Genomic DNA, 25751 nt, shown 5'->3' on the forward strand with positions numbered 1-25751 from the left:
CCCCAAATTGAATGAAACGTTTCCTATTCTACATATTGCTTATCATGGCAGCTGCACCAATAAAGGCACAGGATGGGGAAGAATATAGAATGGAAATTGGAGGAGGTCTGGGACTAATGGGATATTTAGGCGACTTCAATGGCGCACCAACAAAGAATCTTCAACCGATGGGATCACTGCTGGCTCGCTATGTTTTCAATCCTTACATGGGATTAAAGATGAACCTTTCCTATGGAAAAATAAAGGGAAGCTCCAATGAGGTTAAGACATATTATCCTAAATTTGCACAAGAACCCTACGAATTTAACAATACGCTGATTGACGTAGGCATCACATATGAATACAACTTTTGGCCCTACGGCACAGGAAAGGAATACAGGGGCGCACAAAGAATTACCCCATTTGTATTTGGAGGCATAGGAGCCACATACGTGAAACTTGACAAAGGAAATAAAGAATCGATCTTCTCGGCAAACGTTCCGATTGGAATCGGTGTAAAATATAAAGTAGCTGAGCGAATGAACGTCGGATTGGAATGGGCAATACATCTCTCCTTGTCTGACGAATTGGATGGTCAGAAAGACCCTTACGACATCAAGAGCAGCGGATTGTTCAAGAACACCGATTGCTACTCCGCGCTACAGCTGACCTTTACCTATAGTCTTTTGCCCAAGTGCCGTACCTGCCACAACGATGACGAATAGCGGACGCGAAGGCATCACACAACATTAAATAACGAAACTATCTTCACATAAAATGGAAGAAGAGTTGAATATGAAACGAATACCACGACACATTGCCATCATCATGGATGGTAATGGTCGTTGGGCAACACAACGCGGAAAAGAACGGTCCTACGGTCATCAAGCCGGAGTTGAAACCGTGAGACGCATCACCTCGGAATGTACGAAGTTAGGGGTGAAATATCTCACGCTCTACACTTTTTCAACGGAGAATTGGAACCGCCCTTCTGATGAGGTTGCCTCACTGATGGGATTGGTACTATCGTCTCTGGAGGACGAAATCTTCATGAAAAACAACGTCCGATTTCAGGTTATAGGCGACATGGAGCGACTACCTGCAGAAGTAACAGCCAAACTTCGAGAAACCATGGAGCACACTGCGAAAAACAATGCCATGACAATGGTGGTTGCATTGAGCTATTCCGCGAGATGGGAACTGACAAGAGCCACGTGGCAAATAGCTCAAAAGGTGAAAAGCAACGAGTTGAACATCGATGATATCACGGAACAAACCATAAGCGAGAACCTCTGCACAAACTTCATGCCCGACCCGGAATTGCTGATTCGGACAGGAGGCGAACTGCGAATATCCAACTACCTCTTGTGGCAGTTGGCATATTCCGAGCTATACTTCTGCGATACGTATTGGCCTGACTTCAAGGAAGCTGACCTTCACAAAGCCATTGCCGATTATCAGCATCGTCAACGACGCTTCGGGAAAACCGAAAAACAAATAGAAACTGAACAAGAAAACAATAAGAACGCTACCGATGAGTAAAATAAATAAGATCTTGCTGCTGTTAGCTGTCGCAATGTCGCTCAGCCTACAAGCAAACGCTCAAGAAAAGATTGTAAACCCCACCATATCCTATGCGGGCAATCCCCAAATATACAAGCTGGCGGGATTAGCGGTATCAGGCGTTGAAGGTTATGAGGATTATATTTTAACGGGCATTTCAGGATTGTCGATAGGTCAGGATTTGGAAATTCCCGGCATTGCCATAACCGATGCGGTGAAGCGATATTGGAAACATGGTCTGTTCTCTGATGTTTCCATCTCCGTGGATTCACTCGTGGGAAACAAAGCCTATCTGCACATTCATCTGCAAACCCGCCCCAGAATATCCACCATCAATTATTTAGGCTTGAAAAAGTCAGAGCGTAACGACTTAGATCAAAAAATCGGGTTGCTCAAAGGCGGACAGATAACTCCCAATATGATAGACCGCGCCCAATATTTGGCAAAGAAATATTTTGATGACAAAGGCTACAAAGATGCAGAAGTGAACATTCGACAGCGCGATGACGTAACAGCCAAGAACCAAGTCATTCTCGATATTGACGTTGATAAGAAAGAAAAGAAGAAAGTAAGACAAATCTTCATAGAAGGAAACGAGCAAATCAGCGATCAAAAGATCAAAGGCTCAATGTTCAAGAAAGGAGCATTTGCGAAGATACACGAAGCAGGCAAGTTCAAGAACTTCTTCAAAGCAAAGAAATTCACACCGGAAAGATGGGAAGAAGACAAGAAGAATCTCATCAAGAAGTACAACGAATACGGTTATCGCGATGCTACCATCCTTGAAGACAGCGTATGGAACGCGGACGAGAAGCACGTGAACGTTTACGTAAAGGTGGATGAAGGAAAGAAGTATTATATACGCAACATCACATGGGTAGGCAACACCGTTTATTCGACAGACTATCTCTCAAGGCTGCTCGATATGCACAAGGGAGACGTCTATAACCAAAAATACATGAACAAGCGACTTTCCGAAGACGATGACGCCGTCGGCAACGCTTATTGGAATAGTGGCTACTTGTTTTATAACCTCCAACCTACGGAAGTAAATATTGTTGGCGACTCCATCGACCTTGAAATGCGCATCTTCGAAGGACAACAGGCGCACCTTAATCATGTGAGAATTAATGGCAACGACCGACTTTACGAAAACGTTGTACGCCGAGAGTTGCGAACAAAACCCGGCGATTTATTCTCCAAGGATGCACTCCAACGAACGGCACGCGAGCTTGCGTCCATGGGACACTTCGATCCTGAAGCCGTAAACCCCGATGTCAAGCCCAATTTTGAAGATGGCACCGTTGATATCAACTGGAATTTGAAGCAGAAATCAAACGACCAGATTGAATTCTCATTAGGCTGGGGACAGACAGGAGTCATCGGTCGCGTAGGTTTGAAACTGAACAACTTCTCCATGGCAAATCTCTTCCGCAAGAACAAGGAGCACCGTGGCATTCTTCCCATTGGAGATGGCGAAACCATGTCGATAAGCGCACAAACCAACGGACGACGCTACTACCAATCTTATAGTTTGCAATATGCCACCAATTGGTTTGGAGGAAAACGTCCAATACAGTTTACCGTGGGAACATACTTCTCCAAACAAACAGACGTGTCGGGCAATTATTATAACAGAGGTTATATGAATAATTACTACAACTACATGTATGGCTTGGGGAATTACAACTATAACGACTACGAGAACTATTACGACCCTGACAAATACGTTCAGTTGCTGGGTATAAACATAGGATGGGGAAAGCGACTAAGATGGCCTGACGATTATTTCACACTCTCATTGCAGCTCGCTTATCAGCGTTATATGCTCAAGAATTGGCGTTATTTCATCATGACCAATGGCTCCGCGAACAACCTTAACTTGAGCATCGCACTCAACAGATCATCAACCGACAACCAGCTCTTCCCACGACGCGGTTCGGAGTTCTCCGCCTCACTCACCATCACCCCGCCTTGGTCGTTATGGGACAAGAAAGATTACAAGAACCTGGCAGCCGATCCTTTCTCTCCAACGTATCAAGAAGAACAAAAAGAGAAGTACCGCTGGGTGGAATATCACAAATGGAAATTCAAGGCACGCACCTTCACCGCGTTGTCAAGTGGCACTAAATGCTTCGTGCTAATGACTCGTGTGGAATTAGGACTGCTCGGAAGTTTCAATAAAAATAAGAAAAGCCCATTTGAAACCTACTATATGGGTGGAGATGGCATGAGTGGCTATTCCAACGGTTACGCCGAAGAAACCATTGGCTTGCGCGGTTACGATAATGGCTCACTGACGCCACGCGGATTCGAAGGTTATGCCTACGACCGTTTTACGCTTGAACTTCGCTATCCGTTCCTTTTGGGCAACACAACCATCTACGGACTCGGATTCGTGGAAGCAGGTAATGCATGGAACGACACGAAAAAGTTTAATCCTTTCGAAATGAAACGCTCTGCCGGACTTGGTATCCGCATTTTCCTCCCCATGGTGGGCATGATGGGTATCGATTGGGCATACGGTTTCGACAAGGCGTATGGTTCCCATGGATTGGAAAAAGGCGGAAGTCAGTTCCACTTCATTCTCGGACAAGAGTTCTAACCCCCCACAATGGGCATAACGCAACTATCATCACTTACTCATCCCAAAACATAAAATGGAGGAACAAAACATGAATTATGAAAAGAAAAACATAGCAAAGACCATGATGATGAGCTTAATGCTCCTCATCCTCGCACTCCTGCCTTCGAAAACAAACGCGCAAAAATTCGCGCTCATCGACATGGAGTACATCCTTAGCAACGTTCCGGCTTACGAGCGAGCCAACGAGCAGCTCAATCAAGTCAGCAAGAAGTGGCAGGCGGAGATAGAAGCTCTCAACACGGAGGCGGGAACGATGTACAAAAACTATCAGAACGAAGTGGTGTTCCTATCCAAAGAACAGAAAAAGAAAAAACAAGAAGACATCCTCGCGAAAGAAAAGCAGGCAGCGGAGCTGAAACGAAAGTACTTCGGACCCGAAGGAGAACTCTTTAAGAAACGCACCAGCCTCATCTCTCCCATTCAGGAAGAAATCTACAACGCGGTGAAAGATATCTCCGACCAGCGTGGCTACAGCCTTGTCATCGACCGTTCCAGCAGCACTGCCGGCATCATCTATGGCTCCCCGAAAGTGGATATCAGCAACGAGGTGTTGCAAAAACTCGGATACGGAAATTAGAAACATCACCGATGGGTGAACGCTATATGAGAAAAAAATCGTATATTTGCACAACGCCCGGCGAAAACAGAATTTACAAACAATTAAACAATACGCAAGAAAATGAAAAAACTTATTTTAATGTTAATGCTCTGTGCGCCAATGACCCTGTTCGCACAGAAATTCGGACATCTTGACTCACAGGCTTTGCTACAATCCCTACCCGAAGCAACCAGCGTACAGCAGAAACTCGAAGCCAAAGGAAAGGAATACGAGAAACAGCTGACAGACATGCAAAAGGAATTGCAGCGCAAAGCGGAAGATTACGACAAGACCAAGAGCACGATGAATGCAACGAAGCAAGCTGAGACAGAGAAAGAACTTCAGGAAATGTACACCAAAATTCAGCAAACGGCTCAAGACAATCAGAAGGCTTTCAACGAGGAACAACAAAAGCAGCTCGGTCCGGTGCTCGAAAAAGTACGCAAAGCCATCGAGGCTGTAGCGAAGGCAGGCAACTACACCTACATCATGGAAAAAGCTGCCGGTCAGCCACTCTACATCAACGAAGCCATCAGCAAAGATATTACGACAGAGGTGAAAGCCCAGCTGGCAAAAATGAAGTAAACCACTCTTCTACAAACCTTCGCGGGTGTCTTTACCCGGTAGAAAAGAAAACATCATCCCATCGAATACGATGAGAAAATTTGGGAAAGTCGCCGCTGACAGGATTCGTTATGCGGCGACTTCTTTTTTCCCTTACACAGAAAGGAACGAAACAAAATGAAAAAAACACTCTTTTTTCTTGCTTTCCTGCTCATGCCGGTATTGGCATCGGCGCAGACACAGGGATGGAAATTCGCCTTTTTCAGCTACGAGGAGGTGTTGAAATCCATGAGCGACTATGCACTCGCGGCGAAGAACATGGAACAGCTCCGCGCCAAATACGATAGCGAGATAAAACGTTCGGAAGAGGATTTCCACCTGAAATACGAAGAGTTCCTTGAGGACTGCCCCACACTGGCTCCCTCCATACTCAAAAAAAGACAGGCAGAACTACAAGACATGATGGAGAGAAACACGGCATTTAGAAAGGAGTCGGAAAAACTACTTGGGCAAGCGGAAAAACAAATGTTTGCTCCCGTACATCAACGACTAAAAAACACCGTCAGGGAAATGGGGCGCGAGAGCGGATATGCCTTCATCCTGAATACCGACAACAATGCCTTGCCCTACGCCGATATTTCCATGGGGGAAGACATCACCGAGACATTGAAAACCGTTCTAAAGTAAACATCCCATGACAGGAAACCCATCGCCCACAGCCGGACCCATCGGCATCTTCGATTCCGGATACGGAGGGCTGACCATCCTACAGGGCATTCGCCACCTGCTGCCGGAATACGATTACATTTATCTGGGCGACAACGCACGCGCTCCGTACGGTTCGCGCTCTTTCGACGTGGTTTATCAATTCACGCGAGAAGCCGTGCTGAAACTTTTTGAGATGGGTTGCCAACTGGTCATATTGGGATGCAACACGGCTTCGGCGAAAGCCTTGCGCACCATCCAACAAAACGACCTTCCGAAATGGGACACACGCCGACGCGTGCTGGGTGTCATTCGCCCAACAGCTGAAATAATAGGTACGCTGACCGAGAGCCGACACGTGGGGTTGCTTGCCACCGAAGGCACGGTGAGGAGCGAAAGCTACACCTTGGAGATAACAAAGCTGTGGCCCGACATTCAAGTAACCGGAGTGGCTTGTCCGCTGTGGGTACCCATCATAGAGAACAATGAGGCAGACAGTCCCGGCGCCGATTATTTCGTGGAAAAGCGGATTCGCCACATTTTAGAACTCGACCCCAAAATCGATGCGCTCATCTTGGGTTGTACCCACTACCCCATCCTCATGCCCAAAATCCGGAAATACGTCCCTGCAGGCGTTCGAATCATCGCGCAGGGCGAATATGTGGCAAAAAGCCTGAAAGACTATCTTCAGCGTCATACCGACATGGATGAACGCTGCACAAAAGATGGTTCCACTCGTTATTACACCACCGAAAATTCCAAGAAGTTCGAGGAAAACGCACGCATCTTTTTGCCGGAGGTCATAGCGGTTTCGCACCTGTCGCTGGAATAATCGCGCAAAGAAACGAATGGGTTACGAGCATGACTTTTTAGGAAAGAAAATCTAAAAAACAGCCTGAACTTGTAAAATGATTTCGTTTTACCTTTCAAAAGCTTAGCTTTTGGAACGTAAAAGGTAAGCTTTTGAAAGGCAAAAGGTCAGCTTTTGGACGCCAAAAGCTGACCTTTTGATTTTAAAAATCTATCGTACTGATTTACTGCAAGTTATCCGTCTTTTTCCAATTTCACATCTGTAAACTTTTCTTACCCTTTCGAATGGTCATTCCCACATAGCGGATAAGGAAGATTCTTCCGCCTCGCCAAAGGTAGTCCGTCCTCACCGGCATCGCTTCATCTGCCTTCACGCGGCAGCAATTGCCGGGTAAATTCCCAAAGAACGATACCTGCCGTAACACTCACGTTGAGCGAATGTTTCGTACCGAATTGCGGTATTTCCAAACAGCCATCACTTTCGTCCACTATCTCCTGCTTCACCCCTTTCACTTCGTTCCCCAACACCACGGCATAATGGCGGTTTGAGTGTTCGACATGCAAGCGATGAAGTTTTGTTGAGCCTTCCACCTGCTCCACGCTGTAAACGAAATAATTGCGAGAGTGGAGTTCGTGCAGGGCATCCGCCGTATTCGCGAAATACTTCCAATCCACGGAGTCTTCCGCTCCCAAAGCTGTCTTGTGGATTTCCACACTTGGCGGTGTTGCCGTAATTCCACAAAGATAAACCGCCTCCACACGAAAAGCATCGCAAGAACGGAACACGCTGCCCACATTGTAGAGCGACCGCACATCGTCGAGCACGACGACAAGGGGCAGTTTTTTCGCTACCTTGAACTCACCCGGGGACAACCGTTTCATCTCTATGGTACGTAGTTTTCTCATCGGTGTAAATTACAATCTAAACAGCCCGTTTCTCAAGTAAAAAGAATTATTGCTGTCCGGTAAAACTTTTTTGGGGCTATCTGTGTTAGTTAAAATAGACTTAAACTTATTATTTCTTAGAATTATCGGTTATTTTAGGTCTTTTCTTGTCAAAATAAGTGCATTTTATAATGCTTACAGTTTGAAACTGAAAACCAAGCCCCAGGATGAGTAAAACGGCTGCAATACCGATGGATAAAGAGATACAGAGCTTTCAGTTAATTTTTACCGGACAGCAATAAAAAAGAATTCATCTCCCGAAGACTTATTTCATGGAATAAGCAATGGCATACGACTTGATTTGTTTCACCATGGAGAGCAAACCGTTGCTACGTGTCGGACTAAGATGCTGGCGCAGCCCAATCTTCTCGATGAAATAAAGGTCAGCATCCATGATTTCCTTTGGGGTATGCCCGCTGATGACGCGAATGAGCAAAGCGATTATGCCCTTTGTTATGAGCGCATCAGAGTCGGCAGTGAACACCAACTTGTCGTCCACCTTGTCGCATTGCAGCCACACTCTGCTCTGACAACCATCAATAAGGTTTTGCTCATTCTTATATTGAGTTTCCAAAGGCTTTAATTCGTTTCCCAAATCAATGAGCATTTGGTATTTATCCATCCAGTCGGTAAACTCCGAGAACTCCTCTATTACCTCATCTTGCAATTCGTTTATCGTCATTTTCTTCTTCGTTTATTTAACCTATCATTTGTATTCTTCTGCTGTCCCTGCGCCTGCGCCTGAACAAATTGTCCATCTCCATCAGTCCGTTTCCACACGCCGGTATCGCGAAAGCCGCGGCTGAAATCGAGAATACGGAATAGTCCATCGGAGCTTTGATGCCTATTGATGTTGCCATTGCCAACGCAAAAGTGAGAAGCAACAAACCGGAGAGTGGAGCAATCCACTTTAGTTTCAATCCCAAGAGAAGGAAAAGAGAGCAGAAAACTTCCAGTCCGGTGGCTGTCCAACCCAATATGGCGATGTAATCAGCCGGGACATAGGGAAGTAGTGTTTGCGTATAAGCCAAAAACTTGTCAGGGTCTCCCCACATACATACTTCCTTTGCCCATAATCCAAAGCGGTCGGCAACTGCCGAAAGCATGGAAGTGGCAACGGAGAGTCTTAAAAACAATTTGGCAATCTGTCGTAGTTCCATCATAGATATATAGATTTTCAGTTCTTTATTCTTCCATTCCGGTCTTCACGAGCTTATAGACCTTGTCGTTCGGGCGCACCTTATCGGGAACGGGTACCGACACACGCCAACCTTTCCCGGCTCTCTCAACGGGTTTCAACTCGTAGCGTATCTCCTCGGCATTGAACTTCATCACGCCGGTGGTCGGTCCGGTGATAAGCATCTTCTCACCACGCACAATCTCTGCCGCCTCGACAGCGAGTTCCGCAACGCCCAACTTGGAGAAATACTTAATGACCTTGCCCACGAGCATTTTCTTTTCCGTAGCCTTGTTGCCGTATATCTTTGTCCATTCGCCCATCGTCTGTCCCTGATAATATCCATCCCAAAAGCCGCGATTGAACACCGTTTCGAGTCGTTGGTCCCATGCGTCTTTCTTCTCTTCTGTGAAAGTGCCGTCGAGAACGCTCCGGATAGCTTCTTTATAACAAGTAACCACCTCATAAACATACTCAGGTCCGCGCGCGCGCCCTTCTATTTTGAATACCCTTACACCGGCATCCATCATCTTGTCAATGAACCGAACCGTCTTCAGGTCTTTGGGACTCATGATGTATTTATTGTCTATCTCCAGCTGATTGCCGGTCTCGTTGTCCGTAACCGTATAGGAACGGCGGCAAATCTGTACACACTCACCCCGATTGGCAGAACGATTGGCGGCATGAAGACTCATGTAACACTTGCCCGAAACAGCCATACAGAATGCTCCATGGCAGAACATTTCAATGCGGACCGGCTTGCCATGAGGTCCGCAAATGTCTTGTTCCCTTATTTGTCGGTAGATTTCTGCCACCTGTTTCATGTTGAGTTCGCGTGCCAAGACTGCAACATCGGCAAACCGAGCGTAAAACTTCAGTGCCTCAATGTTTGAGATGTTAAGTTGTGTTGATAAGTGAACTTCCATGCCCACCTGCCCACAATAGGTCATCACCGCCACGTCGCTCGCTATCACCGCCGTTATCTCAGCCTCTTTCGCCGCGTCAATGATTTCCCGCATTGCAACGAGGTCTTCATCATAGATTACCGTATTCACGGTAAGATAGGTCTTAATGCCACGCGAATTGCACATATCGGCTATTTCTTTCAGGTCGGCTATGGTGAAATGGTTTGCCGAATGCGAGCGCATATTCAACTGCCCGATACCAAAGTATATAGATCCCGCACCTGCTTGGATGGCTGCCGCGAGACTTTCTCGCGAGCCAACGGGTGCCATGATTTCATATTCCTGTATATCCATTGTCATTGTTTACTTTGCAAAGGTAAGTAAAATATCTTAGAATTTCTCATTTTCAAATTATCGGATTATTACTATTTTCAGTATCTTTGCAAATGAATATGAAAAGAATAGCTTTCCTTCTCCTCATCATAATGCTGTTCACAGGATGTGAAAAGCAGAAGAACGACTTTGCCGGTCCAAGGCGGTTTACCAACGACATCCGCTTGAACACCACGCCCGTAAAGAGTCAAGGCAGGAGTTCGCTTTGCTGGGTATATGCCATGTTGGCAACCATTGAAACGGAACACATCATGCGAGGCGACTCCGTACATCTCAGCGTGGATTATGCCGCGCGAACATATCTGACGGAACAAGTAAGAGAGAAATTATTTTCAAGAAAGAACCGAATGCCATTCTGCCTGCAAAGCAACAACTTCACCACACGGGGCATGGCAGGTATGCTGATAGATTTAATTCAAAATTACGGACTTCAACACTTCGACGCTTACCACCGGAAAACTCAAACCAATTATAACAAACTCGTTCGCAAGTTGGAACAAGCCATTCACTCCCCACTTTCATCCAATCCGGAGATACAGATGAGCCTCATCAATGAACTCATGGACAACGAGATAGGCTATGCACCGAAACAAGTGTTCATGTATGGAGCTGTTTATACTCCACAGGAATTTGCCCGAAGTGTGTGTCGTGATGACGAATACACGGCTTTGACCAGCTTCACCCATCATCCTTTCAACGAGCGTTTCCCATTGGAAGTGCCCGACAACTACTTCCATGACACATTCCTCAATGTGCCACTCGACACCATGATGCAACGAATAGAACGCAGTCTGTATGGCGGTCATCCCGTTTGTTGGGAAGGCGATGTTTCGGAAAGGGGCTTCTCGTTCGGCAGGGGCTTTGCCGTGCTCGACGATGAGAGTGGGAAAGTAACACAGGAGCAACGCCAAGAAGCGTTCGAACGACACAAGACAACCGATGACCACTGCATGGAAATCATTGGATTGGCACACGATGAAGCGGGCAATAAATATTTTTTGTGCAAGAATAGTTGGGGGACAAACAACCCCTATCGGGGCTTTATGTACCTCAGTGCCAACTACGTGCGATTAAAGACCATTGCCGTTTACATTCCCCGGTGAAGTCGTCAGAGACAGTTACTGCAAACGCAAGACGCAAATTCTTTTCAACGACTTCTCTGTTCTTTTCAACGAATCGACTTTTGTCGCGCTTATTCCAATAGTTTCATCAGGTAAGCACACTTCTCCGGATTGCCCAATGTCTTTCCCTTGTCGCATGACAGCTTCACACAGTCGTGCCATTCCCTATTTTGCGTTATGCGCATTCGTGTCAGTTTCACGACAATGTTCATGGGTTCTGCCCCCTCCACGTCGCAAGTAAGGAACGTCCCCACACCATAGCTGTCCTTTACTCTCCCATTCACATACCGATGAATTTCCATGGCGCGATCAATGTCCAAGCCATTGCTGAACACTACTTGCTTAGTGGCAGGATCGATGCCCAGCGATTTGTATTTCCCTATAATCTTTTCCAATTGCTCTTCTTCCACGCCGCTGTCCACACGCAAGCCGGTGAACATCATTGCCATGCGTTTTGACAAGTTGCTGAAAAACACTTTGTCGCCGAAACAATCGTAAAGATAGATGCCGTTGTCGCCATCATATACGTCGCTAAACTTCTTCATCACGTTGAAGTTACATTCAAAGATACCGCTGACATTCTCTTCAAATTCAATGATTTGATGACTCATGGTTCCAATGGCGGTAAGGTCGTATTTCATGGCGAGATACACGTTACTTGTTCCGGTGAATTTACCGGTCCACGGATGAAATCCATCGGCATCCCGGTATCCGCCTTCCGCCGAGATTTCAGCCATTGTGCGAACCACCATGTTCTGATGGTCGAACGAAAGCCTGCGACGTGTACCCATATCGCCCAGCGCAAGTCCGCCGGAAAGGAACTTTCTCGTTTTCTCCGCGCAACGTTCTCGTTCCCGCATGGGGTCGTAAGTCGCCATTTCGCCTCGCAGGTTGTGCATCAGTTCGGAAATAATGCTTAGGATGGGCATTTCCCACATGATGGCAGAATACCACATTCCGCGAACGGAAATATCCAGATGACCTTCTTCATCCTGCGTTACGCTAACCTCGTGTGGATTAAAACGATACCCCCGCAAGAACGTGAAGTACCATTCGGGCAGAAAATACATCTTGCGAGCCATGAATTCCACTTCTTCTTCCGTGATGACAACTTGTGGCATATAGCCCAACTGCTCGTTCAACTGTTCGGCAAAGCCCTCAGGATAAACCGTCTGATTACGGTCGAAAAAGGTATATTCCACTTCGGAACGCGGATAAGTCTGAAGCACGTAGTACTGACAACTGAACGTATAGGCATCGTTATCGGTAAAATGCTGAATGATTTGTTGCATAAGCCTGATTTTCTCTCATGGTTGAGATAGATGAATGATGCAAAGTTAATAATTTTTAGATAGATAAGTGGCTGGACTTACATTTATTTTGTAATTTTGCAGCTAAAAGAAACAAATACAATTTATCATGCAGAATTTAGTGATTTACAATACGCTGCACCGACAGAAGGAACGCTTTCTGCCAATTGCGGCACCCAACGTGGGAATGTACGTCTGCGGACCCACTGTTTACGGCGACCCACACTTGGGTCATGCACGTCCGGCCATAACTTTCGACCTACTGTTCCGCTATCTCAGGCACATCGGTTATAAGGTGCGCTACGTCAGAAACATCACGGATGTGGGTCATTTGGAACACGATGCCGATGAAGGCGATGACAAGATTGAGAAGAAAGCACGATTGGAACAGCTTGAACCAATGGAGGTGGCACAGTATTACACCAATCGTTACCACGACGCCATGCGCATGCTCAACGTGCTTCCGCCCTCCATAGAGCCACACGCCACGGGACACATCATCGAACAGGAGGAGCTCGTTCAGGAAATCTTGAAGAACGGATATGCCTACGAGAGCAACGGAAGCATCTATTTCGATGTGAAGAAATACGACAAAGACCATCGTTACGGGGTGCTATCCGGCAGAAACCTCACCGACATGATTAACAATTCCAGAGAGTTGGCAGGTGTAAGCGAGAAGAAGAACCAAGCAGACTTTGCCCTTTGGAAACGTGCCATGCCGGAACACATCATGCGATGGCCGTCGCCATGGAGCGAAGGCTTCCCCGGTTGGCATTGCGAATGTACGGCAATGGGACGCAAATACTTAGGCAAACATTTCGACATCCACGGCGGTGGCATGGATTTGGTGTTCCCTCACCACGAATGCGAAATAGCCCAAGTAGTGGCTTCACAGGGTGATGAGATGGTAAAATATTGGATGCACAACAACATGATTACCATCAACGGAAAGAAAATGGGAAAATCGCTCGGCAACTTCATTACGTTGGAAGAGTTCTTCACCGGAAACCACAAGACATTGGAACAGGCTTACACACCGATGACCATACGATTCTTCATCCTGTCGGCTCACTATCGCGGAACGGTGGACTTCTCCAACAAGGCTTTACAAGCTGCACAGAAAGGTTACGAACGGCTAATGAACGGAATAGACGACTTGAAACGCATTCAAACCTCAGCCGATTCGGATGCCGACACAAAGAAATTTGTCGGTGGGTTGCGACAGAGGTGCTACGATGCCATGAACGATGACCTCATGTCGCCTGCCGTCATCTCCGCACTCTTCGAGGCTTGCCACACAATCAATCTCATCGCAGACCACAAGGCAAGCATCGCCGAAGATGACCTAAGGGAACTTTCCGAGGTAATGCGCCTCTTCGCGTTCGATATTCTTGGACTGATGAACGAAAAAGAAACCGACAACAGCGCAAGAGAGGAGGCATACGGCAAGGTGGTGGACATGGTTCTCGACCTACGCGCCAAAGCAAAAGCAGAAAAAAACTGGGCAGTCAGCGACCAAATCCGCGATGCACTTGCCGATGCGGGCTTCCAAGTGAAAGACACGAAAGACGGCGTTACGTGGAAATTAGACCGGTAACAGCCTCCTAAAGAAATGGGAATCCCACACAAGGAAAGGGAACTCCACAGCAAAAAATGGAGATTTCACGACCTCACCACACATCCAACAACAAGAGTCGGTAACCCGAACGGAATACCGGCTCTTGTTGTGTTTCCGAAACACAATCTGCTGCCGGCTATTTGTTTGTGAAATAGCATTATCCCAAATTGGTCATTAGAAACCGCATGGGTGCTTTTTCCCAACGAACGGTCATTAGAAACATTCAATTACAGATGGTTGTTATTCGGCAATTTACCAACTAAAAGCCATTCGCCATGAACTCATATCAGCACCTGCCCGTCCGGGCAAGACAAAAGGCAAGCAGCTGTTTTAGTTTTTGGGGACATTGACAACGCAAAAATCCTTTCCCACAATATGGGAAAAGGTCAATAATGTCCTAAAATTTCTTCATTCATCTGTCAAAAGCTTACCTTTTGCCCTTCAAAAGGTAAGCTTTTGCAATGCAAAAGGTCATGTATCGGAGTGCAAAAGCTAAGCTTTTAAATTTCGATTAATACCACCTTGATTATCAATGTGTTACAAAGCATGATTTTGATACTGATTTTGTCATGTTTTTTCGTGGTGATGATCAGGTCGGATGTGTGAAAGACAAACTTTCAGAAGCGCACAACATAAAGGAAGGAACCTGAGGGGGTGGGACAAATTAACGCCGTGAGGAGAAATAATCACAGAACTTCTTTTGAAGTCTCTGCGATTTACCGTACCTTTGCATCACCACAAACATCGGAAATCATGGACATTCAAGAACTATACAAGTTGTACGAAAAACATCCGGTCATCACCACCGACAGCCGCGACTGTCCGAAAGGAAGCATATTCATTGCACTGAAAGGGGCGAATTTCGACGGAAACAAATTCGCAAAAGCGGCACTGGAGAAAGGGTGCAGCCATGCCGTTATCGACGAAGAGGGGTATGCCGAGCCGGGCAACGACAGATACATTCTCGTTGCCAACACACTCACCACCTATAAAGAGTTGGCACGCGAACACAGACGACAGTTCCACATACCCGTCATTGGCATCACCGGAACCAACGGAAAGACAACTTCCAAGGAACTCATATCGGCAGTCTTGGCAGAAAAATTCAACGTGTGGCACACGGAAGGCAACTTCAACAACGATGTGGGGGTGCCACGCACACTCTTGGGACTGAACGACAAACACGACATTGCCGTGATAGAGATGGGAGCTTCGCACGAGGGAGACATAGAGAAACTCGTTACCTACGTGGAACCCACTTGCGGACTCATCACGAACGTGGGGAGGGCGCACCTTGAAGGATTTGGAAGTTTCGAAGGGGTGAAGCGGACAAAAGGCGAGCTTTACGACTATCTGAAAGCCAACAACTGCCTGCTCTTCCTCAATGAGAGCAATGCCGACCTGACAAAGATGGCGGACGAAAGACAATTCAACCGCATCATGACTTACGGTTATGACGAAACGGCAAATGTAAGAGGAGAATTGATGGACTGTGCGCCCTTCCTGTGCTTCAGATGGCAAGAGCCGGGAGGTGAGTGGAAAGAGGTACGCACGCACCTCATCGGGACTTACAACCTTGACAACATGCTGGCTGCCATTGCCATCGGACTGCATTTCGGCATAGATGCGCAACGAATTTGCCACGCGTTGGAGACATACACGCCAAAAAACAACCGGTCGCAACTCATGGAAACCAAACACAACAAGCTGATTGTGGATGCCTATAACGCCAATCCATCGAGTATGGCGGCTGCCATAGAGAATTTCCGACTGATGGACGTGGGAAACAAAATGGCTATTCTCGGCGATATGCGCGAGCTGGGAGAGGTAAGCGAAGAGGAACACCAAAAAGTGGTGGACCGCATCTGTGTTGCCGGCATTGAGGAGGTGTGGTTGGTGGGCGAGAACTTCTTGAAAACCAAGACCGAATTCCGAAAGTTTAAGGATGTGGAAGCGGTGAAAAAGGAGATTGAAAGGCTGGTACCCGAAGGGAAATACATCTTGATAAAAGGCAGCAACGGTACAAGACTTTTCGAACTTCCCGCACTACTGTAGGGAATTAGCCGAAATTTCCCCCATGTAAAGGCATAAATAATATATATCACACTGATAAATAATTAGTTAGGAACTAACAGAATATTTCTGAATTAAACTTGAAACATGAACCATTCGGGAAAATAAAAATTTGTAGGACACAAAGTCCATAATCGAAATGCAGAAACAGCAAAGACAAGGGGATTGGACGAAATAAAGAGTGAAACTTGGGTTAGATGGTTTTCTTTTGTGGGTATTGGCACAGAATTTGTATAGTTATAGACAAAAAATATTATTAAAAAACAAAGATAAACTATGCAAAAAGGTAAAATTGGCGTAACAACAGAAAACATCTTTCCTGTTATCAAGAAATTTCTTTATTCAGATCATGAAATCTTTCTGCGTGAACTCGTTTCAAATGCCGTTGATGCAACTCGAAAACTAAAGACACTTGCTATCACCGGAGATTTCAAAGACAAGACAGATCATCTGAAAATTAGCATAATCGTCGATGAAAAGGAGGGCACACTCACCGTTCGCGACAATGGTATCGGTATGGATGCCGAAGAAATAGATAAATATATTAATCAGATTGCTTTCTCAGGCGTAACGGACTTTCTTGATAAATATAAGGACAAGGCTGAAGCTATTATTGGTCATTTCGGACTTGGCTTTTACTCGGCTTTCATGGTCTCAAAGAAAGTAGAAATACTCACAAAGAGTTATAAGGAAGACGCAAAAGCTGTAAAATGGAGCTGCGACGGCAGTCCGGAGTTTTCGTTGGAAGAAACGAATAAAGAAGAACGAGGAACAGACATCATCCTTCATATTGATGATGACTGCAAAGAGTTTCTACAAAAACAAAAAATAGAAAGTCTGCTGAACAAATATTGCAAATTCATGACCGTGCCTATCGTGTTTGGCAAGAAAACGGAATGGAAGGATGGCAAAAACGTTGAAACTGATGAAGATAACATTATAAATAATGTAGAGCCTCTATGGACCAAAACGCCATCAAACATTAAAGACGAAGACTACAAAAGCTTTTATCGCACATTGTTCCCAATGAACGATGAGCCATTGTTCTGGATTCATCTCAACGTGGACTATCCGTTCAATTTAACCGGTATTTTATACTTCCCCCGCGTTAAAAACAACATCGAATTGCAACGTAACAAGATAAAACTCTTTTCCAATCAAGTATTTGTTACCGATCAGGTGGAAGGTATCGTACCGGAATTTCTCACTCTGCTGCATGGGGTGATCGATTCGCCGGACATCCCCTTAAACGTGAGTCGCAGCTATTTACAAAGCGATGCCAACGTAAAGAAAATTTCTTCTTACATAACGAAGAAAGTATCAGACCGCCTCAACAGTATCTTCAAGGAAAATAGAAAAGAATACGAAGAGAAATGGAACGACTTGAAACTCTTTGTGAACTATGGTATGTTGTCGGAAAACGATTTCTATGACCGTGCCAAAGACTTTTCGCTCTTCACAGATGTCGATGGCAAGCATTTTACCTTTGAAGAATACAAGAGCCTCATCAAAGATAACCAGAAAGACAAAGACGATACGCTCATCTATCTTTACTCGACAGAGAAAGAGGAGCAATTCTCTTACATAGAAGCAGCAAAAGAAAAAGGCTATTCGGTTATCATTGCTGACGGACAACTTGATGTACCTACTTTTTCCATGCTCGAGCAAAAATTCGAGAAATCGCGTTTTGTCCGAGTAGATTCTGATGTGATAGACAGAATTATCGCCAAAGAAGACACCCCCAAACAAACCTTAAACGAAAATCAACGCGATTTGCTGGTAGAGACTTTCCAAACACAGATGCCTAACATGAAGAAAACAGAGTTTATGGTTGATGTACAAGCATTGGGAGAACAGGCACAACCGCTTGTCATTACCCAAAATGAATATATGCGCAGAATGAAAGAGATGAGCAAATTCCAACAAGGAATGGCTTTCTATGCTCAGATGCCCGATAACTATACACTTGTTTTGAACTCGGACCATTCACTCGTTAAAAAGATTTTGGAAGAAAGCGACAAGAACACAAACGACAACCTCAAACCGATAATCGGTGAGATAAAAGGTTTGCAAGCACGATTGGCAGTACTTCGACAAGAACAAGGGAAGAAGAAGCCGGAAGAAATAACAAACGAGGAAAAAGAAGACCTCAAGAAAACGGAAAGCTCCATCGCACAGAAAAAAGATGAAAAGAGAACGATAATCTCTAACTATGCCAAAGAAAACGAATCGATTCACCAACTTATAGATCTTGCCCTATTGCAAAATGGCATGCTGAAAGGGGCTGCGCTGGATAAGTTCATCAAACGCTCAGTAAGTTTGATAAAATAATAAACAGAACTATCAACAGCTCAATAAGTTTGATAAACTAATAAACAGAACTATCAACAGCTCAGTAAGTTTGATAAACTAATAAACAGAACTATCAACAGCTGAGCTGAATTAAACAGGGGTTAAACACCGTTCCACCGGTATTTAACTCCTGTTTCTTTTTATTTCGTAAGCGGCTAATATTGGATGCTTACGATATTCTTCACAAAGGCGACTAAGATTGGATACTTACGATAAAATCGCAGTATGCTGATAAGACATAAAAAGGCTGCATTCCTTTCATAGGGATGCAGCCCATTTTCTACATGCTAAGAAATGCTTAGCGCATGATAATTAAAAACAACTCAGAGATTTATGGATTCTGTACCAAGTTCTTGTTGGCATTAATTTCCTTAATCGGAAGTTTATGCAAGAAGTTCTTATCATCTGTGCGCATTACCTTTCTTGCAGATTCCTTGTGGTTGGAAACAACCTGAATGTCCTTACCATTCTTATCCTTAATCGTGTAACCCTTGGTACGGTCGATAGTTTCCTTCCAGCGTTTCATGTCGAACCAGTTTGTACCCTCACCCCAAAGCTCTATGCGGCGTTGGAAACGAACCTCCTTGCGGAGTTCATCCTGTGTTGTAGGAGCTTTAAACTTAGGATCGCGCTTGCTGGCAAAAGCAGTGAGCTTGGTTTGTGCATCACCTAACTCTCCTAATTCTACCAATGCTTCGATTTCAAGCAAAATAGGATCCTGAACGCGGATGAAGCAATAATCTTGTTCCATTCCTGCCTCACCTGCAATAAACTTCACTTGCTCAAAGTTATCAAGATCATCTAATTTTTTCATACCAGAGTTGTGAGTCTGTGCGAGCATCTGCATCGCTACTTCAGGCAGTGAATCCTTATCAATCCAGAGCTTTCTGCGAGAGTCGCTCTTAGGAATCTGATTGTACAGGTAGTTGTAGATAAGCTTGGTTTTACCACCGGCAGCATAACCTCTGGAGAGGAAATGATCCATGTGGCTCCAATATGAAGCCCACAACGTAGAGTTCTGAGAGTTGATGTCATAGCCCCACAAGATGTCAGGCTGACCAATGTCCCAACCGCGAGCTGGCTCTGAAACCTTATCGGTACCACCTTCTTGTGCGATCACAGCATAGGTTTTAACATTTGCCCAATCTTCCATCTGAGCATAAGCCTTTGCCAAATAAGCAGCAGCGACAGCTCGATCTACATCTGTGCGAACACCAGTGTTATGGCAGTGATCAACAGCGTATTTCAGATCCTCGATGATTTGTGCATAAACTTCTTTCACGGTAGCGCGAGGAAGGTTCTCATCGGTTGACTTCAATGCGAGAGGAACACCAAGTGCATCCTCATGACCTTTATAGGTATGCTGATAGAAGTTTACCAAATGGAAGTAAGAGATACCACGCAGAGCAAGTGCCTCACCCTTAGATGCCATCACTTCGGGATCGTCGGATTCCTGAGCAAAGTAAGTTTCCAAGTGGAGATTCACTTTCGCAATAACGTCATAGAACTGCCCCCATGTAGATCTGGTACGGCGATAATTCTCCATGCGGTTATCAATCTGATAGTCGAATTGGAACCAGTTCCAATTCTGATATGCAACGTCTTCGCACATCAAATCGGTAGCGATATGGAAAGCCTTCAAACCGAAATCATCATGGCTGTCATAAAAATCCTGGAAAATGGAATATACCTTTGCCAAAGCAGCTTTTGCTACCTTCGGCTGTGTTTCCGGGTTGCCAATCAACTCGTCGTGACGTTCCTGAGTTACGTTATCCGTTACCACAGGATCGAGGTCGCACCCTGCCAAACCAAACGTGAATGCGAGTGCAGCTGCAACTTTTATATAATTCTTCATATTTCTTATATTTTATAATCGTTTATTAAACTGATTTTTATAAATTCAGGTTGATACCAAACGAGAGGGCACGTACCGCACTGTTTACACTGACATTTTGTGTACCGTTGAGTGAAACACGTGGGTCAAGACCTTTTCTCTTAGACCACAAACCGAGGTTGTCGGCAGCAAAGTAAAGGCGAAGTCCCTGAATACCCACTTTGTTCAAGACGCTCTTTGGCAACGTGTAACCTAATGTGAGGTTGTTCAAGCTGAGGTAAGAGCCATCAATGATGAAACGGTCGGTAGCTTGTGTGAGGATTTGTGTGCTGCTCTGCAAACGTGGAACGTCGGTGTTTTTATTCTCCGGAGTCCAACGATTGAGAATATCCATGTGCCAGTTAGTACCCGGATTTCCGGCTGACATCAAACCAGCGTAGTTGGCGTCATAAACCTTTCCACCGATACGATAAGCGAACTGCATGGAGAAGTCGAAACCGTAAGCAGCAGCGTTGACATAGAAACCACCTGTCAATTTAGGCAAAGAGGAACCCACAAATTGTCTGTTCTTCAAACCGCTGTCATAATCAGCTCCACCTACTTTCTCGAACTGTTTATTGTCGTCGTTCCAAATCCAGTAAAGTTGTTCACCATTCTCAGGATTAACGCCGGCAGATTTCACCATATAGTAATCGTAGATGCCGCCACCCTCTTTCATGATGCGCCAACCAGAAGTGATACCATCTTCTTTGAACTTCTCAGGCAGTTTGGTAATCTTGTTCTTATAAGTGATACCATTTACGCCTACATTCACGTTGATGTGCTCATCGTTGTAAACATTAGAAGAGAGGCTAAACTCGAAACCAGTGTTTCTCATGTTACCGAAGTTTACGGGTTCTGTATCGAAACCTGTTGTTGAAGGTATCGGGAGGTTGAAGAGCATGTCTGATGTACGACGAGTAAAGAAGTCGAGTTCACCGGCAATGGCACCCTTCCAGAATGAGAATTCAAGACCTACGTCCAAGTTGTTGTTCTTCTCCCAAGTGATTTCTCTGTTACCTTTATAGACAGGTCCATAAACACTTTCCGTACCTGTAGAGGAAATTCGATAAAGGTTGGTGTACGGAGTATAAGCTCTTACCGATGAGCCCGGCAAGTAGAGATAGTCGTTACCTTGAACACCATAGCTGACACGCAGCTTCAAGTTCTGAATGGCCTTGACATCCTTTAGGAAGTCTTCTTGGTTGATACGCCAAGATGCGCCCACGCTCCAGAATGTACCCCAGCGGTGATCCGGGTGGAATACGGAAGAACCATCACGACGCAGAGAAGCAGAAGCATAGTACTTGTCCATATAATCGGCTGTTACCTGTCCGAAGAAACCTTCTACCTTGTATTCGCGAGAAAAAGAGTCCAAATCGGAAATGGAAGCTGCTGAACGGAATTCCGGCAGAGTCGGGTCGAGAAGACCTTTCTTTTCACCAGACATGAAGTTCCATCTCTGTGAGAAGTATTCATGACCCAACATGGCATGGATTGTAAAGTCGTTGAATGTCCGATCCCAATTCAAGATTTGGTTCCAGTTGGTTGACAACGATTGGTTTACTTCCTTATTGAGGATACCGCCGTATGCCTGACCATCACCCACGAGTGGATTCACCAAATTAGTCCAACGCCACCAGTTGCCATTGAATGTTGCAGTTGTGCTGAACTTGAAGTCGTAAGGCAGCTTCACGTCGATGCGTGCGTTCTCGGTGAGGTAGTAATTGGTATTCTTCTGTACATTGAGTAGGTTTTGCTTGATGAGGTTCATACCACCTGCATAGAGACGGCTTTGCGAATCATCATAAATACCCTCTCCATTTGCATCGCGCAAAATCTTACCATCAGCATCGTGCTTATAGATAGGATAGATAGGAGCAATCATACGACTCCACATGAAGGCATTGCTATAGTTGCTTCCCTCATCAGCCGCGTTGCGAGCATTGGTCTTAGCAAATTGTGAGGAAGCAGAAATTCTCAACCAATCGGTGATGTCAGCATCATAAGACATACGGTTAGTCAGACGCTCAAAACCAGTATTCATGTTGAAACCGCGGTCGTTCAAATAACCCAAAGAGAAGTAAACCTTAGATTTTTCACTACCCTTCGTTACGCTGAGGTTGTATTCCTCACGGGTTCTCGGGTCGTACAGAACACCATCCCAATCGTTGAAGTTGCTTGCATCTTCGTAGCGGATGGGAGCAGTGGTAAGATTACCGTTCGCATCAACCACCTGATTGTCAGGAGTTTTGTAAATATTGTAACCCAATTCTCCAATCAAGTTGTCGGAAGCCCACTGAGCGGGATTAGCCTCAGGATCATCAATGTAAGTAACAGAGTTCTTCAAAGCTTCCCATGTCAGTTTGTAATACAAGCCCGGATCGCGGATGATGTCATACTCCGGAACGGCACGCTTGTTTGTACCAATGCGAGCATCGAAAGATACCTGTACACGACCCTTGTTACCACTCTTCGTAGTAATCAAGATTACACCGTTGGCACCACGAGCACCATACAAAGCAGCGGAAGCAGCGTCCTTCAAAACGTTGATGCTTTCAATATCCTTTGTATTGATGGCATTGATTTCACCATCATAAGGAGCACCATCCAAAATAACGAGCGGTGCACTGGAAGCATTCAAAGAACCGATACCGCGAATACGCATCGTTGTTCCCTGACCTGCACGACCGGAAGGAGAGGTTACGGACAAACCGGCTACCATACCTTCCAAAGCCTTGGAGGCATCGGCTGCCTGCACCTTCTCCAACTTCTTCGAGTCGATGTTGGTGGCAGCACCGGTATAGGTTGATTTCTTCACCGTACCATAAGCTACGACGAGGACTTCGTCAAGATCGCTACCCACACTTGCCAACTTGATAATCATGTTGTTGCTTGCGGATACGGTCTGGGTTACCATACCAATGTAAGAAACTACGAGTTTCGCACCCTTGGGTACGCTCAAAGTAAACTTACCGTCAAGATCGGTAGCGGTACCGTTTTTAGTTCCCTCAACCATCACGGAAGCACCGATAATGGGCTGACTGTCGTCTGCAGAAATCACAGTACCGCTAATCTGTGTTTGTGCCATAGCTATCCCTAAACTTAGGAACAGGCATGCGAGAAACATTGTTAGTCTTTTTTCCATAAAATTACTATTTAAATTATGTTTAAGTGAAAGATTTCCTCTCTTTATCCGGTACGTTCAAATGCTTATTACATCGAAGTCATACCGTCTGATTGTGCATTTTACTTTATTAACTACTGCAAATATAATACAATAATCCTGACAAAAGATATATTTTCAAATGAAAAAGCATCATATTTACGTTTATTAACACTTATTTCTTCTTTATGGATTAAAAGTGCAAAAATATGCACTAAATAATAATCATTTCATTTCTATCATCCTTTTATTATACTTTATTTTATTAAAGGCACCACAAATTGCAACTTCTCACTTAAATAAACGAGAATAAATAAGAATAATGCAACAATATACTGCACAATGTAAACGAAGAAAACAAGAAACATGGCTTTTCATCGGCTTGACACTTACCAAATAAGCCTATTTCCGATTATTTGCTGACACTTTGTAAAAATCATTAAAAAAAACACACAAAAGTTGAACACGGACTTAGTTTCAAATGCACGAGATGGATCGTTTCACCTTATTAATATTAGTCTGTTTGGCATGGAAGAAAGATGTAATGGATGTTTGGAAGGCTAAACTTAGATTTTTATAGTTTTGTTTATCCGTCCGACAAAGACAAAATCCGGCGGCGTACAACGACAGAGTCCTTTTCAGAGGGCCAATGGAGCAATCCCGATAATTTATTTTCCAAATGACTGTATTGGGAATAACCCTTTCAGATTCCCATCAAAAAAAAACGGAAGCCCTTTTTGTTTGGACTTCCGTCTGTGCGCTCCAGGATGGGCTTGAACCAACGACCCCCTGATTAACAGTCAGGTGCTCTAACCAACTGAGCTACTGAAGCAGGATTTTACTTTTTCCTTTTAAGCGTGTGCAAAGGTATGGTGTTTTTTTTAATTGACCAAACTTTTTTAAAGAAAAATAAAATCGACACGCATATTTTTTCAATACGCAGAGTCAACCAGCAAGTGCAAAATTATAAAACGTATTTGAAGAATTCACACTTTGGAGTAGAAAAGTTTAATTTTTCTCTCGGTCTTTCGTTCAATTTCTTTTGTATCGACATAATTCTCTTGTCTGTGTAATGTTCAAACGAATCCTTTTTCGGTATATATTGTCTGATTAGTTTATTTGTATTCTCAATAGCTCCCTTTTGCCAAGAACAATATGGATCAGCGAAGTATACGGGCACGCCCAAGAACTTGGTAATATCCTTATGTGCCGCAAATTCAGGTCCGTTGTCTGTTGTAATGGTCTTCAGAATGTCCTTGTATGGTAGCAGCAGTTTTCTAACTACCTTTGCCAGAGGCTTTGCCTGCTTCCCAAATGGCAGTTTCTGCATAAGCAGCATATTGGTGGATTTCTCTACCAGTGTGAGTATGGCATGCTGGTCAGGGTCTACGATCAAGTCCATCTCAAAATCTCCAAATCTCTTCCCGTCAACTTCCTTACTTCTTTCATGGATACTCAACCTGTCTTTAATTGGAAAATGCCTGCCCTTGGGACGATGCCTGTATTTCATCTTATGCCTTGTGTGTTTGGCAAGTTCCCCTGTTGTATCATTATGAATGATATTATAAATGGATTGGTGGGACACCTTTATTCCCTCATTCTTGCGCAGATAACCTGATATTTGTCGTGGAGACCACTGGTCATTGGTGATATATTCCTTAATTCTCCAGACTAATTCGTTAGAGAGCCTGGCGTTCTTTACCGTTCTCTTTCTGCGCTGCATAGCCATATCGTGCGCCTTTGTCCAGATATACTTTTCTGATGGCGTGCTGTTGCGTTTGATTTCACGTGATAGTGTTGACTGACTGATGCCGACGATTGTGGCAATCTCTTTTCTCCCTGTTTTCTTTTGGAGTAAGGCGAAAATTTGCGACCTTTGCTCCGAGGTTAATTGATGATATTTCACAATACAAAGTTAATTAATCTTGGGGAGACAGAGGTCTCCCTTTTTT

The 25751-nt window shown here is 44.9% G+C and carries 19 protein-coding genes and 1 tRNA gene; 11 read left to right on the top strand and 9 right to left on the bottom strand.

Annotated elements, in window-relative coordinates:
• Nucleotides 1-11: 11 nt before the first annotated feature.
• The 7 genes from porG (at nt 12) to murI (ending at nt 6888) form a co-directional block, all read left to right on the top strand.
• A complete protein-coding gene (gene porG, locus E0E16_RS12910; RefSeq protein ID WP_130830578.1) occupies nt 12-704 on the top strand; it encodes a type IX secretion system protein PorG in 693 nt (230 codons plus the stop codon).
• Nucleotides 705-756: 52 nt separating this feature from the next.
• Nucleotides 757-1521, top strand: coding sequence for an isoprenyl transferase (locus tag E0E16_RS12915; protein ID WP_130830579.1), 765 nt, complete (start codon nt 757-759; stop codon nt 1519-1521).
• Complete coding sequence (locus E0E16_RS12920; RefSeq protein ID WP_130830580.1) at nt 1514-4147, top strand: BamA/OMP85 family outer membrane protein; 2634 nt, start codon at nt 1514-1516, stop codon at nt 4145-4147. Before E0E16_RS12915 ends, E0E16_RS12920 begins: the two co-directional genes overlap by 8 nt.
• A gap of 103 nt (nt 4148-4250) precedes the next feature.
• Nucleotides 4251-4766: an OmpH/Skp family outer membrane protein gene (locus tag E0E16_RS12925; protein ID WP_130830668.1), complete on the top strand. Its 516-nt coding sequence runs from the start codon at nt 4251-4253 to the stop codon at nt 4764-4766.
• A 102-nt stretch (nt 4767-4868) separates the two neighbouring features.
• Nucleotides 4869-5372 carry an OmpH/Skp family outer membrane protein gene (locus E0E16_RS12930; protein ID WP_130830581.1) on the top strand — a complete coding sequence of 168 codons (504 nt, stop codon included), beginning with the start codon at nt 4869-4871 and terminating at the stop codon, nt 5370-5372.
• Nucleotides 5373-5528: 156 nt separating this feature from the next.
• Nucleotides 5529-6038, top strand: coding sequence for an OmpH/Skp family outer membrane protein (locus E0E16_RS12935; protein ID WP_130830582.1), 510 nt, complete (start codon nt 5529-5531; stop codon nt 6036-6038).
• A 7-nt stretch (nt 6039-6045) separates the two neighbouring features.
• Nucleotides 6046-6888, top strand: a complete 843-nt coding sequence (gene murI / locus E0E16_RS12940; protein WP_130830583.1) for a glutamate racemase — start codon at nt 6046-6048, stop codon at nt 6886-6888.
• A 338-nt stretch (nt 6889-7226) separates the two neighbouring features.
• On the opposite strand, the gene E0E16_RS12945 is transcribed toward murI, so the two are convergent.
• The 4 genes from E0E16_RS12945 to E0E16_RS12960 form a co-directional block, all read right to left on the bottom strand.
• Nucleotides 7227-7772, bottom strand: a complete 546-nt coding sequence (locus E0E16_RS12945; protein WP_130830584.1) for an RNA methyltransferase — start codon at nt 7770-7772, stop codon at nt 7227-7229.
• A gap of 304 nt (nt 7773-8076) precedes the next feature.
• Nucleotides 8077-8493 (bottom strand): SufE family protein, encoded by a 417-nt coding sequence (locus E0E16_RS12950; RefSeq protein ID WP_130830585.1) that lies wholly within the window; start codon nt 8491-8493, stop codon nt 8077-8079.
• 16 nt (nt 8494-8509) lie between these two features.
• The gene (locus E0E16_RS12955; RefSeq protein WP_130830586.1) at nt 8510-8974 is read right to left on the bottom strand and encodes a DoxX family protein; all 465 of its coding nucleotides are present in this window, start codon (nt 8972-8974) and stop codon (nt 8510-8512) included.
• 22 nt (nt 8975-8996) lie between these two features.
• Entirely contained in the window at nt 8997-10247 is a 1251-nt protein-coding gene (locus E0E16_RS12960; RefSeq protein WP_130830587.1) for a peptidase U32 family protein, read from the bottom strand.
• 98 nt (nt 10248-10345) lie between these two features.
• Here E0E16_RS12960 and E0E16_RS12965 point away from each other — a divergent pair, with 98 nt between their 5' ends.
• Nucleotides 10346-11389 carry a C1 family peptidase gene (locus E0E16_RS12965; protein ID WP_130830588.1) on the top strand — a complete coding sequence of 348 codons (1044 nt, stop codon included), beginning with the start codon at nt 10346-10348 and terminating at the stop codon, nt 11387-11389.
• 89 nt (nt 11390-11478) lie between these two features.
• Here E0E16_RS12965 and pncB read toward each other — a convergent pair whose 3' ends face one another.
• Nucleotides 11479-12699: a nicotinate phosphoribosyltransferase gene (pncB, locus tag E0E16_RS12970; RefSeq protein WP_130830589.1), complete on the bottom strand. Its 1221-nt coding sequence runs from the start codon at nt 12697-12699 to the stop codon at nt 11479-11481.
• Nucleotides 12700-12826: 127 nt separating this feature from the next.
• On the opposite strand from pncB, the gene cysS reads away from it, so the two are divergent.
• From cysS to htpG, 3 genes are all read left to right on the top strand, one after another.
• On the top strand, nt 12827-14314 hold the full coding sequence (cysS, locus tag E0E16_RS12975; RefSeq protein WP_130830590.1) for a cysteine--tRNA ligase: 1488 nt from the start codon (nt 12827-12829) through the stop codon (nt 14312-14314).
• Between the two features lie 774 nt (nt 14315-15088).
• Nucleotides 15089-16390 (top strand): UDP-N-acetylmuramoyl-tripeptide--D-alanyl-D-alanine ligase, encoded by a 1302-nt coding sequence (locus tag E0E16_RS12980; protein ID WP_130830591.1) that lies wholly within the window; start codon nt 15089-15091, stop codon nt 16388-16390.
• A 294-nt stretch (nt 16391-16684) separates the two neighbouring features.
• The gene (gene htpG, locus E0E16_RS12990) at nt 16685-18739 is read left to right on the top strand and encodes a molecular chaperone HtpG (protein ID WP_130830593.1); all 2055 of its coding nucleotides are present in this window, start codon (nt 16685-16687) and stop codon (nt 18737-18739) included.
• Between the two features lie 352 nt (nt 18740-19091).
• Here htpG and E0E16_RS12995 read toward each other — a convergent pair whose 3' ends face one another.
• The 4 genes from E0E16_RS12995 to E0E16_RS13010 form a co-directional block, all read right to left on the bottom strand.
• Nucleotides 19092-20615, bottom strand: coding sequence for a RagB/SusD family nutrient uptake outer membrane protein (locus E0E16_RS12995; protein ID WP_130830594.1), 1524 nt, complete (start codon nt 20613-20615; stop codon nt 19092-19094).
• 37 nt (nt 20616-20652) lie between these two features.
• On the bottom strand, nt 20653-23781 hold the full coding sequence (locus E0E16_RS13000) for a SusC/RagA family TonB-linked outer membrane protein (protein WP_130830595.1): 3129 nt from the start codon (nt 23779-23781) through the stop codon (nt 20653-20655).
• A 776-nt stretch (nt 23782-24557) separates the two neighbouring features.
• Nucleotides 24558-24631, bottom strand: a tRNA-Asn gene (locus tag E0E16_RS13005).
• 132 nt (nt 24632-24763) lie between these two features.
• The gene (locus tag E0E16_RS13010; RefSeq protein ID WP_130828374.1) at nt 24764-25705 is read right to left on the bottom strand and encodes an IS30 family transposase; all 942 of its coding nucleotides are present in this window, start codon (nt 25703-25705) and stop codon (nt 24764-24766) included.
• Nucleotides 25706-25751 lie beyond the last annotated feature (46 nt).

Origin of the sequence: Prevotella rectalis (genome assembly GCF_900607215.1) — a bacterium.
Taxonomy (GTDB): Bacteria; Bacteroidota; Bacteroidia; order Bacteroidales; family Bacteroidaceae; genus Prevotella; species Prevotella brunnea.